14 protein-coding genes, 2 tRNA genes and 1 pseudogene are annotated in these 14,827 nt (G+C 67.4%); 10 read left to right on the top strand and 7 right to left on the bottom strand.

The window, feature by feature from the left end:
* Positions 1-494 (top strand): isocitrate/isopropylmalate family dehydrogenase (locus tag A5622_RS28675; protein ID WP_255361716.1); only part of this gene is annotated, 494 nt, incomplete at its 5' end.
* On the opposite strand, the gene A5622_RS24465 is transcribed toward A5622_RS28675, so the two are convergent.
* Positions 394-1,698: an MFS transporter gene (locus A5622_RS24465; RefSeq protein ID WP_066862048.1), complete on the bottom strand. Its 1,305-nt coding sequence runs from the start codon at positions 1,696-1,698 to the stop codon at positions 394-396. The genes A5622_RS28675 and A5622_RS24465 overlap by 101 nt on opposite strands.
* 311 nt (positions 1,699-2,009) lie before the next feature.
* Here A5622_RS24465 and A5622_RS24460 point away from each other — a divergent pair, with 311 nt between their 5' ends.
* The 4 genes from A5622_RS24460 to A5622_RS24445 all read left to right on the top strand — a co-directional run bounded on the left by A5622_RS24460 (position 2,010) and on the right by A5622_RS24445 (position 4,667).
* Entirely contained in the window at positions 2,010-2,816 is an 807-nt protein-coding gene (locus tag A5622_RS24460; protein ID WP_066862046.1) for a fumarylacetoacetate hydrolase family protein, read from the top strand.
* Positions 2,813-4,300, top strand: a complete 1,488-nt coding sequence (gene gltX, locus A5622_RS24455; protein ID WP_082994681.1) for a glutamate--tRNA ligase — start codon at positions 2,813-2,815, stop codon at positions 4,298-4,300. The genes A5622_RS24460 and gltX overlap by 4 nt, the downstream gene beginning before the upstream one ends.
* Before the next feature lie 149 nt (positions 4,301-4,449).
* Positions 4,450-4,521 (top strand) — tRNA-Gln (locus tag A5622_RS24450).
* A 73-nt stretch (positions 4,522-4,594) separates the two neighbouring features.
* A tRNA-Glu gene (locus tag A5622_RS24445) sits at positions 4,595-4,667 on the top strand.
* Between the two features lie 12 nt (positions 4,668-4,679).
* On the opposite strand, the gene A5622_RS24440 is transcribed toward A5622_RS24445, so the two are convergent.
* Both A5622_RS24440 and A5622_RS24435 read right to left on the bottom strand, forming a co-directional pair.
* The gene (locus A5622_RS24440) at positions 4,680-5,192 is read right to left on the bottom strand and encodes a PPOX class F420-dependent oxidoreductase (protein ID WP_066881749.1); all 513 of its coding nucleotides are present in this window, start codon (positions 5,190-5,192) and stop codon (positions 4,680-4,682) included.
* A gap of 47 nt (positions 5,193-5,239) precedes the next feature.
* Positions 5,240-5,941 (bottom strand): IclR family transcriptional regulator, encoded by a 702-nt coding sequence (locus tag A5622_RS24435; protein ID WP_066862039.1) that lies wholly within the window; start codon positions 5,939-5,941, stop codon positions 5,240-5,242.
* 87 nt (positions 5,942-6,028) lie between these two features.
* On the opposite strand from A5622_RS24435, the gene leuC reads away from it, so the two are divergent.
* The 3 genes from leuC (at position 6,029) to A5622_RS24420 (ending at position 8,886) form a co-directional block, all read left to right on the top strand.
* Entirely contained in the window at positions 6,029-7,468 is a 1,440-nt protein-coding gene (leuC, locus tag A5622_RS24430) for a 3-isopropylmalate dehydratase large subunit (protein WP_066862036.1), read from the top strand.
* Between the two features lie 26 nt (positions 7,469-7,494).
* Entirely contained in the window at positions 7,495-8,091 is a 597-nt protein-coding gene (gene leuD / locus A5622_RS24425) for a 3-isopropylmalate dehydratase small subunit (RefSeq protein ID WP_066862033.1), read from the top strand.
* Between the two features lie 210 nt (positions 8,092-8,301).
* Positions 8,302-8,886, top strand: a complete 585-nt coding sequence (locus A5622_RS24420) for an HU family DNA-binding protein (protein WP_066881747.1) — start codon at positions 8,302-8,304, stop codon at positions 8,884-8,886.
* 170 nt (positions 8,887-9,056) lie between these two features.
* Here A5622_RS24420 and A5622_RS24415 read toward each other — a convergent pair whose 3' ends face one another.
* The 3 genes from A5622_RS24415 to cofC all read right to left on the bottom strand — a co-directional run bounded on the left by A5622_RS24415 (position 9,057) and on the right by cofC (position 13,030).
* A complete protein-coding gene (locus A5622_RS24415) occupies positions 9,057-10,004 on the bottom strand; it encodes an NUDIX hydrolase (RefSeq protein ID WP_066862020.1) in 948 nt (315 codons plus the stop codon).
* 85 nt (positions 10,005-10,089) lie between these two features.
* Entirely contained in the window at positions 10,090-12,279 is a 2,190-nt protein-coding gene (locus A5622_RS24410) for an RNA degradosome polyphosphate kinase (RefSeq protein WP_066881745.1), read from the bottom strand.
* A gap of 88 nt (positions 12,280-12,367) precedes the next feature.
* Entirely contained in the window at positions 12,368-13,030 is a 663-nt protein-coding gene (cofC, locus tag A5622_RS24405; protein ID WP_066862014.1) for a 2-phospho-L-lactate guanylyltransferase, read from the bottom strand.
* A gap of 132 nt (positions 13,031-13,162) precedes the next feature.
* Between cofC and A5622_RS24400 the strand changes: the two genes are divergently transcribed.
* Together A5622_RS24400 and A5622_RS28670 are read left to right on the top strand one after the other, a co-directional pair.
* Positions 13,163-14,197, top strand: a complete 1,035-nt coding sequence (locus tag A5622_RS24400; RefSeq protein ID WP_066881743.1) for an NAD(P)H-dependent glycerol-3-phosphate dehydrogenase — start codon at positions 13,163-13,165, stop codon at positions 14,195-14,197.
* A 63-nt stretch (positions 14,198-14,260) separates the two neighbouring features.
* Positions 14,261-14,470: a hypothetical protein gene (locus A5622_RS28670; RefSeq protein WP_369806910.1), complete on the top strand. Its 210-nt coding sequence runs from the start codon at positions 14,261-14,263 to the stop codon at positions 14,468-14,470.
* On the opposite strand, the pseudogene A5622_RS28665 reads toward A5622_RS28670, so the two are convergent.
* Positions 14,433-14,827, bottom strand: a pseudogene (locus A5622_RS28665) (D-alanine--D-alanine ligase A); the annotation flags it as partial. The gene A5622_RS28670 and the pseudogene A5622_RS28665 sit on opposite strands and share 38 nt — an antisense overlap.

The following is a 14,827-nucleotide window of genomic DNA, read 5'->3' as shown; positions in this document are numbered from 1 at the left end:
TGACGCTGGTGCACAAAACCAACGTGCTGACCTTCGCCGGCAAGCTGTGGTCGCGCATCGTGGCCGAGGTGGGCCAGGACTATCCCGACGTCGAAGTGGCCTACCAACACATCGACGCCGCGACCATCTTCATGGTCACCGACCCCGGTCGCTTCGACGTGATCGTCACCGACAACCTGTTCGGCGACATCATCACCGACCTGTCGGCAGCGGTGTGCGGCGGAATTGGCTTGGCCGCCAGTGGAAATATCGACGGCACCCGAACCAACCCGTCGATGTTCGAGCCCGTCCATGGCAGCGCGCCGGACATCGCCGGCCAGGGCATCGCCGATCCGACCGCCGCCATCATGTCGGTGGCGCTGCTGCTGGCCCACCTCGGCGAGGACGCCGCGGCTAAGCGGGTGGACCGGGCCGTCGAGCAATATCTGGCAACGCGTGGGAACGAACGGCGCGCCACCACCGAAGTCGGCGAACGGATTGCCGCCGGGCTCTAGTCTCCAACCCGGGCGGCAGCAATCGCGTGGGCACCAAAGGCATTGCCGCCAAGGGGAACAGCGCGCACAGCACCCATGCCGGCGGATACTTCGCGGCCGAGATCAAGGCACCGAACAGCGGGGGACCGGCGGCCGCCATCATCCGCTGGGTGGTGTTCTGGATGCCCAGGGCCCGACCGCTCCAGTACGGCCCGGCGAATTCGGTGATGGCGGTGGCTTCCAGCCCGTTGTCGAGCACCGCGATCACCGAGATGGCGACCATCAGCACCGACTGCCACCGGGTGTTCATGTAATCGGCCCACGCCAGCAGCAGCAGGGTCAGCACGGCGGCGGCCGCGATGTAGCGCACCGGCCGCATGCGCGAGCCCAGCCGATCCGACCAGCGGCCCACGGCCACCCGGCCGGCCGCGCCGAGCAGCTGCGACAGGGTGACCAACGCGCCGGCGGCCGCGACCGACCAGTGCAGATTTCGGATCAGCCACACCAGCATGAACGTCACGGTGACCGTCTGCGGCATCATCATCAGCCCGGCCACCGCGTGAATTCGCCACAGCGTCAACGATCCTCGGTATGGGCTGGCCAGTTCCTGATCGCTCGCGCTGGCGCGGGGCTTGCGCGGCGGGTCGACGATGCCGACCACGCTCACGATCGCCCCGAGCGCACACGCCAGCGCGGTGAACCGCAGGCCGGCCTGCGGCCCGTGTTCGGCGAGCTCGGGAATTATCATCGCGCCCAAGGCGATTCCCAGGGGTTGGGCGGTCTGGCGGATGCCCATGGCCAGCCCGCGCTGATGTGGCGGGAACCACGCGGACACCAGCCGCCCGCCGGCCGTGTTGCAGCTGGCCGCGGCCATGCCGCCGAGAAACAGATAGACGGCGATCAGCACCATCGAATGCGCCGACGCGGCGGCGTAGGCCGCTATCGCGGTAAGGGCCGAGCCGGTGGCCATCACCACCCGTTCGCCGACCCGGTCCAGCACGTACCCCCAGAGCACCAGCGTGACCACCATGCCCCAGCTGGGCATCGAGGCCAGCAGGCCCGCCTCGTCGAGCCGGATCCCGCGCGCGCCTTGCAGCGACGGGATGAGGAACGCGACGCCGTTGATGAAGAGGAACGAACTCGCCGTCGCCAGCAGCGAAACGATCATGATCGACCAGCGCGCGGCCGTGCCGATTTCGGGCGTCGCGGCGGGCTCGGTCTGCATTCCCCATGCTTGCACACCGGCGGGAATTTTAGAGGTAGGACTTGTGCCGTTGCTCGCCATTGGTGGCCAAGTTGCGGGCCCGATGGTGACGCTCCTCCTCGGGCCGTCCCGGCCCGCATCGTCGCCAGATTGGGCTCGATCGTGATGGCCCGCCACGCCCGGCTTCGCCGCGCTCGCGACCCTCACTGGGCCGGATGGTGCGGGCCCGCCACGCCCGGCTTCGCCGCGCTCGCGACCCTCACTGGGCCGGATTGTCTGGCTCCTCCTCGGGCCGTCCCGGCCCACATCGTCGCCAGACTAGGCTCAACCGAATGCGCCTTGGTCGAATCGCCAGCCCGGACGGTGTCGCCTTCGTCAGTATCGAAGGCGATCTCAACGACCCCGCCGAGATGATCGCGCGGGAGATCGCCGAACATCCATTCGGCACGCCCAACTTCACCGGCCGGTCATGGCCGCTGGCCGACGTGCGGCTGCTCGCCCCGATACTGGCCAGCAAGGTGGTGTGCATCGGAAAGAACTACACCGATCACATCGCCGAGATGAAGGAGATGACCGGCCCCGCCCCGGTGGACCCGGTGATCTTCCTCAAGCCCAACACCGCGATCATCGGGCCCAACGTGCCGATTCGGTTGCCCGCCAACGCTTCACCGGTGCACTTCGAGGGCGAGCTGGCGGTGGTGATCGGCCGGCCCTGCAAGGACGTCTCGGCCGCCCAGGCCGCGGAGAACATCCTCGGCTACACCATCGGCAACGACGTGTCGGCGCGCGATCAACAAAAATCCGACGGCCAGTGGACCCGGGCCAAGGGGCATGACACCTTCTGCCCGGTCGGCCCCTGGATCGTCACCGACCTCAAACCGCTCGACCCGGGCGATCTGGAATTGCGTACCGAGGTCAACGGCGAGGTCAAGCAGCACAGCCGCACCTCGCTGCTGATCCACGACATCGGCTCCATCGTCGAGTGGATCTCGGCCGTGATGACCCTGCTGCCCGGGGACATCATCCTCACCGGGACGCCGGCCGGTGTCGGCCCCATCGAGGACGGTGACACCGTCTCGATCACCATCGAGGGTATCGGCACCCTCACCAATCCCGTGGTCCGCAAAGGAAAATCGTGACTGCACCCGCACAAGCGCACCCGGTCCGGGTCCGATTCTGTCCCTCGCCCACCGGCACCCCGCACGTCGGCATGGTCCGCACGGCGCTGTTCAACTGGGCCTACGCCCGACACACCGGGGGCACCTTCGTCTTTCGCATCGAGGACACCGACGCGCAGCGCGACAGCGAGGAGAGCTATCTGGCGCTGCTCGACGCGCTGCGCTGGCTGGGCCTGGATTGGGACGAGGGGCCCGAGGTGGGCGGACCCTACGGCCCTTACCGACAATCGTTGCGCCGTGAGATCTATCACGATGTGGTGGCCAAGCTGCTCGAAACGGGCGAAGCCTACTATGCCTTTTCCACGCCGGAGGAGGTCGAGGCGCGCCATGTCGCCGCGGGCCGTAATCCCAAGCTGGGCTACGACAATTTCGACCGCCAGCTGACCGATTCCCAGCGCGCCGCTTTCCTGGCGGAGGGCCGCAAGCCGGTGGTCCGGTTGCGGATGCCCGATCAGGATTTCAGCTGGGACGACCTGGTGCGCGGGACCACCACCTTCGCGGCCGGCACCCTGCCCGACTTCGCGTTGACCCGCGCCAACGGAGAACCGTTGTACACCTTGGTGAACCCGGTCGACGACGCGCTGATGAAGATCACCCACGTGCTGCGCGGTGAGGATCTGCTGCCGTCGACCCCGCGGCAGCTGGCGCTGTATCAGGCGCTGATCCGGATCGGTGTGGCCGAGCGCACACCGCAGTTCGCCCACCTGCCAACGGTATTGGGGGAGGGAACGAAAAAACTCTCCAAGCGCGACCCGCAGTCCAACCTGTTCGCCCACCGCGACCGGGGCTTCATCCCCGAAGGCCTGCTCAACTATCTCGCCTTGCTCGGCTGGGCCATCGCCGACGACCACGACGTGTTCAGCCTCGAGGAGATGGTCGCCGCCTTCGATGTGGTCAACGTCAACTCCAATCCCGCCCGCTTCGACCAGAAGAAGGCCGACGCGCTCAACGGCGAGCACATTCGGCTGCTCACGGTCGACGACTTCACCGCCAGGCTGCGCGCCTATCTCGACACTCACGGTCATCGCCTCGGACTGGACGACGCCGCCTTCGCCACCGCCGCCGAGTTGGTGCAGACCCGGATCGTGGTGCTCGGCGACGCCTGGGACCTGCTGAGGTTCCTGAACGACGACGAGTACGCGATCGACCCCAAGGCGGCCGCCAAAGAACTCGGACCCGACGGCGCCGCGGTGCTGGACGCGGCGCTGGCCGCCCTGGACGGCGTGGCGGACTGGACGGCGCCGGAGCTCGAAGCCGCGCTCAAGGCAGCCCTCATCGACGGACTGGGGCTCAAACCGCGCAAGGCGTTTGGTCCGATCCGGGTGGGGGCCACCGGGACGACGATCAGCCCGCCGTTGTTCGAGTCACTGGAGCTGCTTGGCCGCGACCGCAGCCTGGCGCGGCTGCGGGCGGCGCGTGAGACGGCCGGGCGGGACCCCGGCTGAGCGAGGACGACCGCGCGTGCGCAGTGCCCGGCCAGACTTTGGTAGTCTGCACTGCGGTTTACGAAAGCCGACGACGGCTGGCGGCGGCGGACTACACAGAGCTCATGAACGTCCGCAATCGACGCTGACCAGCGGTTTTAGGCGGCCAATGGGGTATGGTGTAATTGGCAACACAGCTGATTCTGGTTCAGCCATTCTAGGTTCGAGTCCTGGTACCCCAGCAAAACTCACTCCGCCTCAAGCGATTAGGTGGGCTTAGCGGCGTGAGCTATGCTGACTGCTCGGATCGTTTCTGGCCCCGTCGTCTAGCGGCCTAGGACGCCGCCCTCTCACGGCGGTAGCGTGGGTTCGAATCCCATCGGGGCTACAAATATCGCAGCTACTGGTCGGTCCCCAAGACCGCCGGTGCTGTCGATCCGCCCACCGGCATGGCCGGCAATCCGAGTTTGCGGTGATCCCACGAGCGTGCCCGCCGCGCCACGATGCGTACGCAGACCCGCTTGTTCATCATCTGCTCCACGAACGGCTTCATCTCGTCGGTGTAGGGACCGGTGTAGCGCTCCCAGACGCTGACGCCCACGCGGTGTGAGACGTCGGGATCGTCGACGATTTCGGCGACGCCCTCGAAGGACACCCCGCGCAGTGTGTCGTAGGTGTGGCCGTCCTCGATCAGAAAGCTCACCCGCGGGTCGCGCTTGAGGTTGACGGCCTTTTGCGACTTGACCTTGGTCTCCAGCCAGATCTCGCCGTCGACGACGGCGTACCACATGGCGGTCAGGTGGGGCTGGCCGTCGGCGCCGATGGTGGCCAGGGTGCCGGTGCGGCTGTTGACGACGAAATCGGCGATCTCGTCTTCGGACATGACGATGCTCGCGCGCTGATTGGTTCCCATGGCGGTCAGTCTGTCAGGCCGGGCGCCATCCACTGTGCGCTGGTGGCTCAGAGGCGACGGGTGAGCGCCTCGGCGGCGGACAGCAGATCGGCCGCCCATCGGGCCCCCGGGCGCCGGCCGATCCGGTCGATGGGCCCCGACACCGAGATGGCCGCGACGACGGCACCGCGGCTGTCACGCACTGGCGCCGACACACTCGCCACCCCCGGCTCGCGCTCGGCCACGCTCTGGGCCCAGCCGCGCCGGCGCACTTCGGCCAGCGTGCGTTCGGTGAATTTCGCCGTCGCGAGCACCGCTTTCTGGGTGGCCGCGTCGCTATGGGCCAGTAGCACTTTCGCCCCCGACCCGGCCGTCATCGGCAGTCGCGCCCCGATCGGAACCGTATCGCGAAGGCCGGCAGCGGGTTCCAGCGCGGCCACGCACACCCGGTCGGTGCCCTCGCGGCGGTACAGCTGCACGCTTTCGCCCGTGGTCTCGCGCAACAGCGGCAGCACCGCGTTGCTGGCGGCCAGCAGCGGATCGTTGACATGGGCCGCGAGTTCGGTGACGGCCGGCCCGAGCAGCCAGCGTCCTTCGTCGTCGCGCGCCAGCAGGCGGTGGACTTCAAGGGCGGCCGCCAGCCGGTATGCCGTGGCGCGGGGCAACGAGGTGCGCTCACACAGTTCGGCCAACCCACAGGGTGATTGAGAGACCGTGTGCAGCAGACCCACGGCTTTGTCCAGGACGCCGATACCGCTATGCTGTCTCATAAGAAGATACTAGCGTCTCGCATTCTGAGATCCCAGCCCGGATGATCGGCGAGGCCGCTACTCGAGGCGAATTGAGGCGAGTCCGATATGGGAACCGATCAAGGGGCGGCGGCGGCCGCCACCAAACCGCGCACTCTGGCCGAAAAAGTCTGGGAAGACCACGTTGTGGTGTCCGGTGGTTCCAGCGAGCCCGACTTGATCTACATCGATCTGCACCTGGTGCACGAAGTCACCAGCCCGCAGGCCTTCGACGGCCTGCGCCTGGCCGGCCGGCCGGTCCGCCGTCCCGATTTGACGCTGGCGACCGAGGATCACAACGTCCCGACCATCGATATCGACAAGCCGATTGCCGACCCGGTGTCGCGCACCCAGGTCGAGACATTGCGGCGAAATTGTGCCGAATTCGGTGTGCGGCTATATCCCATGGGCAATGTCGAGCAGGGCATCGTGCATGTGGTCGGGCCGCAGCTGGGCCTCACCCAGCCGGGAATGACGATCGTCTGTGGGGACAGTCACACGTCGACCCACGGCGCATTCGGCGCACTGGCCATGGGAATTGGCACCTCGGAGGTCGAGCATGTGCTGGCCACCCAGACGTTGCCGCTGCGGCCGTTCAAGACGATGGCGGTCAATGTCGATGGGCAGCTGCCCGCCGGCGTAACGGCCAAGGACATCATTCTGGCCCTGATCGCCAAGATCGGTACCGGCGGTGGACAGGGGCACGTCATCGAATATCGCGGCAGCGCCATCGAATCGCTGTCGATGGAGGGCCGGATGACCGTCTGCAATATGAGCATCGAAGCCGGTGCCCGGGCGGGAATGGTGGCTCCGGACAACACCACATTCGATTTCCTGCGTGACCGTCCGCACGCGCCGCAAGGTGCGCAATGGGATGCGGCGATGCGCTATTGGGAGCAGCTGCACACCGACCCCGGCGCGGAATTCGACACCGAGGTCTACCTCGACGCCGCGTCGCTGAGCCCGTTCGTGACGTGGGGGACGAACCCCGGCCAGGGCGTGCCGCTGGCCGATGCGGTGCCGGATCCCGAGCTGATGACCGACGACGGGCAGCGCCAGGCGGCCGAGAAAGCGTTGGCATACATGGACCTTCGACCCGGCACGCCGATGCGTGACATCGCCGTCGACACGGTGTTCGTGGGCTCTTGTACCAACGGTCGTATCGAAGACTTGCGCGTCGTCGCCGACGTGTTGCGCGGTCGCAAGGTCGCGCCCGGGGTGCGGATGCTCGTCGTGCCGGGCTCGATGCGGGTGCGCGCTCAGGCCGAAGCCGAAGGGCTGGGCGAGGTTTTCACCGCCGCGGGCGCCGAATGGCGCCAAGCGGGCTGCTCGATGTGCCTGGGGATGAATCCCGACCAGCTTGCGCCGGGGGAGCGGTGCGCGGCGACGTCCAACCGCAACTTCGAAGGGCGCCAGGGTAAAGGCGGCCGCACGCATTTGGTGTCGCCGGCCGTTGCGGCCGCGACGGCGGTTCGCGGCACATTGTCCGCTCCAGCCGATTTGAGCTGACGTATCCGACTGCGAAGGGATTGAGCATGGAAGCTTTTCACACCCACACCGGTATCGGTGTGCCGCTGCGGCGCTCCAATGTCGACACGGATCAGATCATTCCGGCGGTGTATTTGAAGCGCGTCACCCGAACCGGTTTCGAGGACGGCTTGTTCGCCAGCTGGCGGTCGGATCCGTCATTCGTGCTAAACCTCAGCCCCTTTGACCGGGGGTCAGTGCTAGTGGCCGGACCCGATTTCGGGACGGGCTCCTCACGCGAGCATGCGGTGTGGGCGCTGATGGACTATGGGTTCCGGGTGGTCATCTCGTCTCGATTCGGTGACATTTTCCGGGGCAACGCCGGCAAGGCCGGGCTGCTGGCGGCCGAAGTTTCCCAGGACGGGGTGGAGCTGCTCTGGAAGCTCATCGAGGGAAGCCCGGGCTTGGAAATCACTGTCAATCTTCAAGATCGAAATATCACCGCGGGAACGACGGTGCTGCCGTTCAAGATTGACGACCACACCGCTTGGCGATTGCTCGAGGGGCTCGACGATATAGCCCTTACGCTGCGGAAACTCGACGATATCGAGTCATTCGAGAAGGCTTACCCGGAGTGGAAACCGCGCACTGTGCCCACCTCCTGAACGGTCGGCCGCGGCCGATTTTCTGCTTGATCGGCTAACTAAACCGAGCCGATTTTTACGGCCGCCACCGGTCAAGGGCGGCAACCGGATTGCGAAAACGGCGGACGCCTTGCCGTGAAATTGCGCGTGGCTCTTGGAAATTTGCTGGGTGAGGGTTTACCGTGTCCACTAGTCGGTTCAAATCGAGGACCACTAGTGTCGGAGGGATTGATGAACAAGGCAGAGCTCATTGATGTGCTCACAACTAAATTGAACACGGACCGTCGACAGGCGACCGCCGCGGTCGAGAACGTTGTCGACACCATTGTGCGTGCGGTACACAAGGGCGACAGCGTCACCATCACCGGGTTCGGCGTTTTCGAACAGCGGCGCCGCGCAGCGCGGGTTGCCCGCAACCCGCGGACCGGTGAGACGGTGAAGGTTAAGCCGACGTCCGTCCCGGCGTTCCGCCCCGGTGCCCAATTCAAAGCGGTTGTGTCTGGCGCACAGCGCCTCCCGTCGGACGGCCCGGCCGTCAAGCGCGGTGTGGTAGCCGGTGGTGGCGCGGCCAAGAAGACCGCCGCGAAGAAGGCTCCGGCCAAGAAGGCTGCGGCCAAGAAGGCTCCGGCCAAGAAGACCGCGGCCAAGAAGGCGCCGGCCCGCAAGGCCGCGACCAAGGCTCCGGCCAAGAAGGCCGCGACCAAGGCTCCGGCCAAGAAGGCCGCGACCAAGGCTCCGGCCAAGAAGGCGGCGAGCAAGGCTCCGGCCAAGAAGGCCGCGGCCAAGAAGACGACCGCGCGCCGCGGTCGCAAGTAAACGGAGTCAAGTTCTAGACACGAGTACCCTTCGGGCGGCAGCGGTGCCCCCGAAGGGTATTCGTGCGCTTAGCGGCGGGCCGCCGCCATCACGCTGCGGCGGTCGCAAGCGCGGCGAAGCCGGGTGCGGCGGGCCGCCGCCATCACGCTAGGCCGGCCGCCGCCATCACGCTAGGCCCGGACGTTGGCGGCCAGCGCGCCACCGATGTGGTCGGCGGCCACCAACTTCCCGCCAGACAGTGACAGCACCCAGGTGCTGCCCTTGTGGTTGCGCGATTTGTCGGGCCGCACGCCGTCGCGCTCACACCACCACGCGATCAGGTCCGGAATCACCTTGCCCTGAGTGCAGACAACCGCCGTGCCGTGCTGCTCGGCGATATCGAGCATCCGGTGGCGGCCGCGTTTCGCATTCTTGGCGTAGGCCTCTTCGGTGAGGGTGGGCTCGTTGTGTACGGGCACGCCCAACTCCTCGGCAAGCGGTTCCACGGTCTGGTGGCAGCGCACGCGGTCGGCGGCATACACCTGCGACGCCCCGAAGGCGAGCAGCTGCGGAACCAGCGCCTCGGCCTGCGCGCGTCCGCGTTTGTCCAGCGGCCGCTTGGCGTCATCGCCGGAGAAGCGCGATTTGCGCCCGGCCGTGCCATGCCGGACCACCAATAAGGTATGGGTGTCCGCGGGCTTTTTGTTGAAGTGGCGCAACACTTTTCGATCCTGCGCATAGTCGAGCTTCTGCATCGCCTCGGCGATCGGCAGCCACACCAACCCGTCCACCTCGTGGCCGGGCACGAACTCGCCGCCGGTGGCGCGCGCGGCCCAGTAGAAGACCTTTTTGACGCCAGCCTCGATCGGATAGCTGACCAGGTTCAGCCGCCGGCCGAGGATCGCGTGCTGGCCCGTCTCCTCCTGCACCTCGCGCACGGCGGCCACCGGGGCCGTCTCGCCGGGGTCCACCTTGCCCTTGGGCAGTGACCAGTCGTCGTACCGCGGCCGGTGGATGACGGCGATCTCGATGTCGTGGTCGGCGGCGTCGGCATCGCCGGGTCGCCACAGCACCGCGCCGGCGGCATAGACCACTCGGCTTCCCGAGCGCCGATCGGTGGACGAGTTATGGGTCGGCACCTCAACTCCTGCAGATCAATTCACCTCAGGGCCGCACGCAACGAGGTGCGGCCCGAAAGAACAACTCCGAAATCACCGCACAGAGCTAGGGACTGCGATGGCGCTCCATCAACGATACTTGGTGGTCGCGCACGGTATGGCCTTCTTGTGGCGCCGGGGTCCACTGCCCGTCGGGTCCCAGTTCCCAGCACCGGGTGGACGGATCCAGTGCGGATTCGAACAATTCGTCCAACTGCCCGGTGAGCTTGGGATCCTTCACCTGCACCAGCACCTCCACGCGCCGATCGAGATTGCGGTGCATCATGTCGGCGCTGCCGATCCAGAATTCGTTGATGTTGCGGAAATGGATGATCCGCGAATGCTCCAGGAAGCGGCCGAGAATGGAGCGCACGACGATGTTTTCGGAGAAGCCCTCGGCGCCCGGGCGCAACGCGCAGATGCCGCGCACCACGACCTCGACCCGCACTCCGGCCTGCGATGCCCGGTAGAGCGCATCGATCACCTGCTCGTCCACCAACGCGTTCATCTTCAGACGAATTCGCCCGTCACCTCGTTCGCGGTGCGCGGCGATCTCGCGTTCGACGCGTTCGATGATGCCGGTGCGAATTCCGTGCGGCGCCACCAGCAGGTTGCGGTAGGCGACCTTACGCGAATAGCCGGTAAGCGAATTGAACAAATCGGTGAGGTCCGCACCGATATCCGGGCTCGCCGTCAGCAGGCCGACATCCTCATAGAGGCGGGCGGTCTTGCTGTTGTAGTTGCCGGTTCCGATATGGCAGTACCGCCGGATCGCCGATCCTTCGCGGCGCACCACCAGGCACGTCTTGCAGTGCGTCTTGAGCCCGACGAGGCCGTAGACCACGTGCACGCCCGCCTGCTCGAGTGCGCGCGCCCAACGGATGTTGGCCTGTTCGTCGAAGCGCGCCTTGATTTCGACGAGCGCCACGGCCTGCTTTCCGGCCTCGGCCGCTTCGATCAGCGCCCGCACGATCGGTGAGTCCCCGGAGGTGCGGTACAGCGTTTGTTTGATCGCCAGCACATTGGGGTCCGCGGCGGCCTGCTGAATGAAGCGCTGCACGCTGGTGGAGAAGGAGTCGTAGGGGTGGTGCACCAGGACGTCGCCCTCGCGCAGCGTCGCGAAGATGCTCTTGGGGGATTCGCGATCGGCGAAGGCGGGGTGGGTGTCCGGGACGAACGCGGGGTCCTTGAGCGCCGGCCGGTCCAGTCCGTAGATCTGCCACAGCGACGAAAGATCCAGCAGCCCGGGCACTTCGATGACGTCACCGGGGTGCACGTCGAGTTCGCGCAACAACAGCTCCAGCATGCCCTCGGTCATGTCGTCGGCGATCTCGAGTCGCACCGGCGGCCCGAACCGCCGGCGCGCCAATTCCCGTTCCAGCGCCTGCAGCAGATCCTCGTCGCGGTCCTCCTCGACTTCCATGTCGGCGTTGCGGGTGATGCGGAAGGCGTGATGCTCCACGATTTCCATGCCCGGGAACAGAAGAGGAAGGAAGGCCGCGATGAGTTCTTCGGTCGGCAGGTACCGGACGATGGCCCGTCCGGAGCCGTCGGCATTGTCGATGGCGGCCAATTCGACGAAGCGATCGACGTTGTTGGGCACCTTTACTCGGGCGAAGTGCTGGCCGCCGTCCTCGGGCTGACGCACCATCACCGCCAGGTTCAGGCTCAGCCCGCTGACGAACGGGAACGGGTGCGCCGGGTCGACGGCCAGCGGCGTCAGGACGGGGAAGACCTGTTCGGTGAAATAGGTCGACAATTCGTCGCGCTCGGCCTGATCGAGGTCGGCCCACGTGACGATGTGGATGCCTTCCTCGGCAAGCGCCGGGCGCACCGAATCCAGGAACACTCGCGCGTGCCGGGTCGCGATCCGCTGAGTCTGTTCTCCGATGAGGGCGAGTTGCTTGCGCGGCGTCAGACCGTCGGCCGAGCGGACCGACAAGCCCATCTCGTCACGGCGTTTGAGGCCGGCGACGCGCACCATATAGAACTCGTCGAGGTTGGAGGCGAAGATCGCCAGGAACTTGGCGCGTTCCAGCAACGGCAACGAGTTGTCGGCGGCCAGCGCCAGCACGCGGGCGTTGAAATCCAGCCAGCTCAGTTCCCGGTTGAGGTAACGGTCGTCCGGCAGATCGGTCAGCGCGGCCTGGGTCGCAGCCGGTGGTGCTGCCACGGCCGAGTCGCCCGAATGCCACAAGTTCTCGTCGGGTCGCGCCTCAGCTTCGATTTCAGTCACCCTGCGATCATTGCTCATCACGCGTGGGTGCTGCTAGCGCTCCCGGGACATCCATTCGCCGTTGGGACGACGTTCACCCGTCGGACAGATATACGCGCAGCGATCGGAATCAGTGCGTCGCGATGGCGCGGGCGGTCGCTGCCCCCACCCCGAGGCGACGGGCGGCGGCGAGGTCGCTGGGGGTGTCGACGTCACACCGCAGGCCCGGCCAGGCGCCGGTCAGCTCGATCGCACCCGAACTGCGGTGCCGCGCCGAGGAATCGGCGCCGAATCGCGGGTCGAGCGGGCTTCCGAACGCGAACAGCGCCGCCGTGCCGGTGGCCAGCCGGTCGGCGACGAAGCTGCGCCGGTGCTGGCGCGCGGCGGCGATCGCCTCGTTCAGCTCCTGAGTCTGCAACGCGGGTAAATCACCTTGCAGCGCAACCACATTGGCGAAGGAGCCGCCCACCGCGCGTTCGGCGGTGGCGATCGCGTTGTTCAGCGGATCGGGGTGACCCTCGGGTGTGGGATCAACCAGCACGTCCGCGCCCAGCTCGGCGGCGGCGGCGGCCGCCGCGTCGTCGGGCGTGATCACGGTGATCGAGCCCAGCGCTCGGACGCGCCCGGCGGCGGTCAGGGTGTCCGCCAGCATGGCGAGCACCACGCTTTCCCGGGTGCGCGCCGAGAAGACCGGGGCCAACCGGGTCTTGGCCGCGGCCAACCTCTTGACGGCGATGATCAGGGCGACGTCGCCCGCGCCGTTGGCCGAACCGTCGGCTCGTATGCCGCTCATGAGATGCCATCCTGCCAGCGACGCCCCGCCGCCGGGACATGCTGGCAGGCGTGACGCCCGGTCCGTCGCTGATCTAGGGTGTAGCGGCTGCAAGTGCCGCGTGAGCTACACCGACCACGGACAGGGGGGTACATGACCAGCACATCGTCGGGTGCCGTGGCGGTCATGGGTGCCGGGGCGTGGGGCACGGCGCTGGCCAAGGTGCTGGTCGAGGCGGGGGGGCCGGAAGCGGCGGTCACGCTGTGGGCCCGCAGACCCGAGATCGCCGAACAGATCAACACCACCCGCTACAACCCCGACTACCTGCCCGGCACGTTGCTGCCGCCGGGCATCCGCGCCACCGCCGACCCCGCCGAGGCCCTGCGCGACGCGTCCACGGTGCTGCTCGGCGTGCCGGCGCAGACCATGCGCAGCAACCTCGAGCCCTGGGCGCCGCTGATTCGCCAGGGCGCGACGCTGGTGAGCCTGGCCAAGGGCATCGAACTGGGCACGCTGATGCGGATGAGTCAGGTGATCGTCTCGGTCACCGGCGTCGACCCGGCTCAGGTCGCGGTGATCTCGGGGCCGAACCTGGCCAGCGAGATCGCCGCATCCCAGCCCGCCGCCACCGTGGTCGCGTGCAGCGACTCGGGTCGGGCCGTCGCCCTGCAGCGCATGCTGAACAGCGGATACTTCCGCCCCTACACCAACAGCGATGTGGTCGGCACCGAGGTCGGCGGGGCCTGCAAGAACGTCATCGCGCTCGCGTGCGGGATGGCGGTCGGTGTCGGGCTCGGCGAGAACACCACGGCGGCGATCATCACCCGCGGCCTGGCCGAAATCATGCGGCTGGGGATCGCGCTGGGTGCCAAGGGCGCCACACTGGCCGGGCTGGCCGGGGTGGGCGATCTGGTGGCCACCTGCAGCTCACCGCATTCCCGCAACCGTTCGCTGGGCGAGCGGCTCGGCCGGGGAGCGAACATCCAGGCGGTGCTGGGCGGCACCCCCGACGGCGGCGACGGGCACGTCGTCGAGGGCGTGACGTCCTGCGAGTCCGTCCTGGCACTGGCCGCCAGTTACGACGTCGAGATGCCCCTCACCGACGCCGTGCACCGGGTCTGCCACAAGGGCCTGTCGGTCGACGAGGCGATCGCGCTGCTCCTGGGCCGCAGCACCAAGCCCGAGTGAAAAGGCCAGGCGAAGGGCCGCCACCCGACCGGGACGGGTGCCACCCGGTAGCCTCTTGAGATTGTGAATGCCAGCGAGCGGGTGCGCGTCGCCGTCGTCTTCGGCGGGCGCAGCAACGAGCACGCCATCTCGTGCGTCTCGGCGGGCAGCATTCTGCGCAACCTGGATCCGGATCGGTTCGACGTGGTCGCGATCGGCATCACCCCGGAGGGGTCGTGGGTGCTCACCGACGGTGATCCGGCCGCGCTGGCCAGCACACCGGCCCCCACGTAGGGCACACCGGCGAGCTCCAGCAGGCCCTGGATCGTGCCGTCCTCGCCGTAGGGGCCGTGCAGCACCGGAAAGACCACGTCGACCGACGCTAAGACCTCGGTGGCGCCGGGCGCCAGGGACACCAACTGGCCGCTGCGCCGGGGATCGGCGGGTAGCGCCAGTTCGGTGCCCGATGCGGCGGTCACCTCGGGCAGTTTCCGGTCGGTGATCGCCAGCGCGGCCGGATCACCGTCGGTGAGCACCCACGACCCCTCCGGGGTGATGCCGATCGCGACCACGTCGAACCGATCCGGATCCAGGTTGCGCAGAATGCTGCCCGCCGAGACGCACGAGATGGCGTGCTCGTTGCTGCGCCCG

The organism is Mycobacterium sp. 1245801.1 (genome assembly GCF_001673055.1).
Lineage (GTDB): Bacteria > Actinomycetota > Actinomycetes > Mycobacteriales > Mycobacteriaceae > Mycobacterium > Mycobacterium europaeum_A.
Note: the sequence above shows the minus strand (reverse complement) of the source record. Positions and strands in the feature narration are given on the sequence as shown.

Bases quoted from the DNA above. Each gene is read 5' to 3' on its own strand.
- A5622_RS24465 (WP_066862048.1), bottom strand. From the start codon at position 1,698: ATGCAGACCGAGCCCGCCGCGACGCCCGAAATCGGCACGGCCGCGCGC.
- cofC (WP_066862014.1), bottom strand. From the start codon at position 13,030: ATGAGCGGCATACGAGCCGACGGTTCGGCCAACGGCGCGGGCGACGTC.
- A5622_RS24440 (WP_066881749.1), bottom strand. From the start codon at position 5,192: ATGGGAACCAATCAGCGCGCGAGCATCGTCATGTCCGAAGACGAGATC.
- leuD (WP_066862033.1), top strand. From the start codon at position 7,495: ATGGAAGCTTTTCACACCCACACCGGTATCGGTGTGCCGCTGCGGCGC.
- leuC (WP_066862036.1), top strand. From the start codon at position 6,029: ATGGGAACCGATCAAGGGGCGGCGGCGGCCGCCACCAAACCGCGCACT.
- A5622_RS24420 (WP_066881747.1), top strand. From the start codon at position 8,302: ATGAACAAGGCAGAGCTCATTGATGTGCTCACAACTAAATTGAACACG.
- A5622_RS24400 (WP_066881743.1), top strand. From the start codon at position 13,163: ATGACCAGCACATCGTCGGGTGCCGTGGCGGTCATGGGTGCCGGGGCG.
- A5622_RS24435 (WP_066862039.1), bottom strand. From the start codon at position 5,941: ATGAGACAGCATAGCGGTATCGGCGTCCTGGACAAAGCCGTGGGTCTG.
- A5622_RS24460 (WP_066862046.1), top strand. From the start codon at position 2,010: ATGCGCCTTGGTCGAATCGCCAGCCCGGACGGTGTCGCCTTCGTCAGT.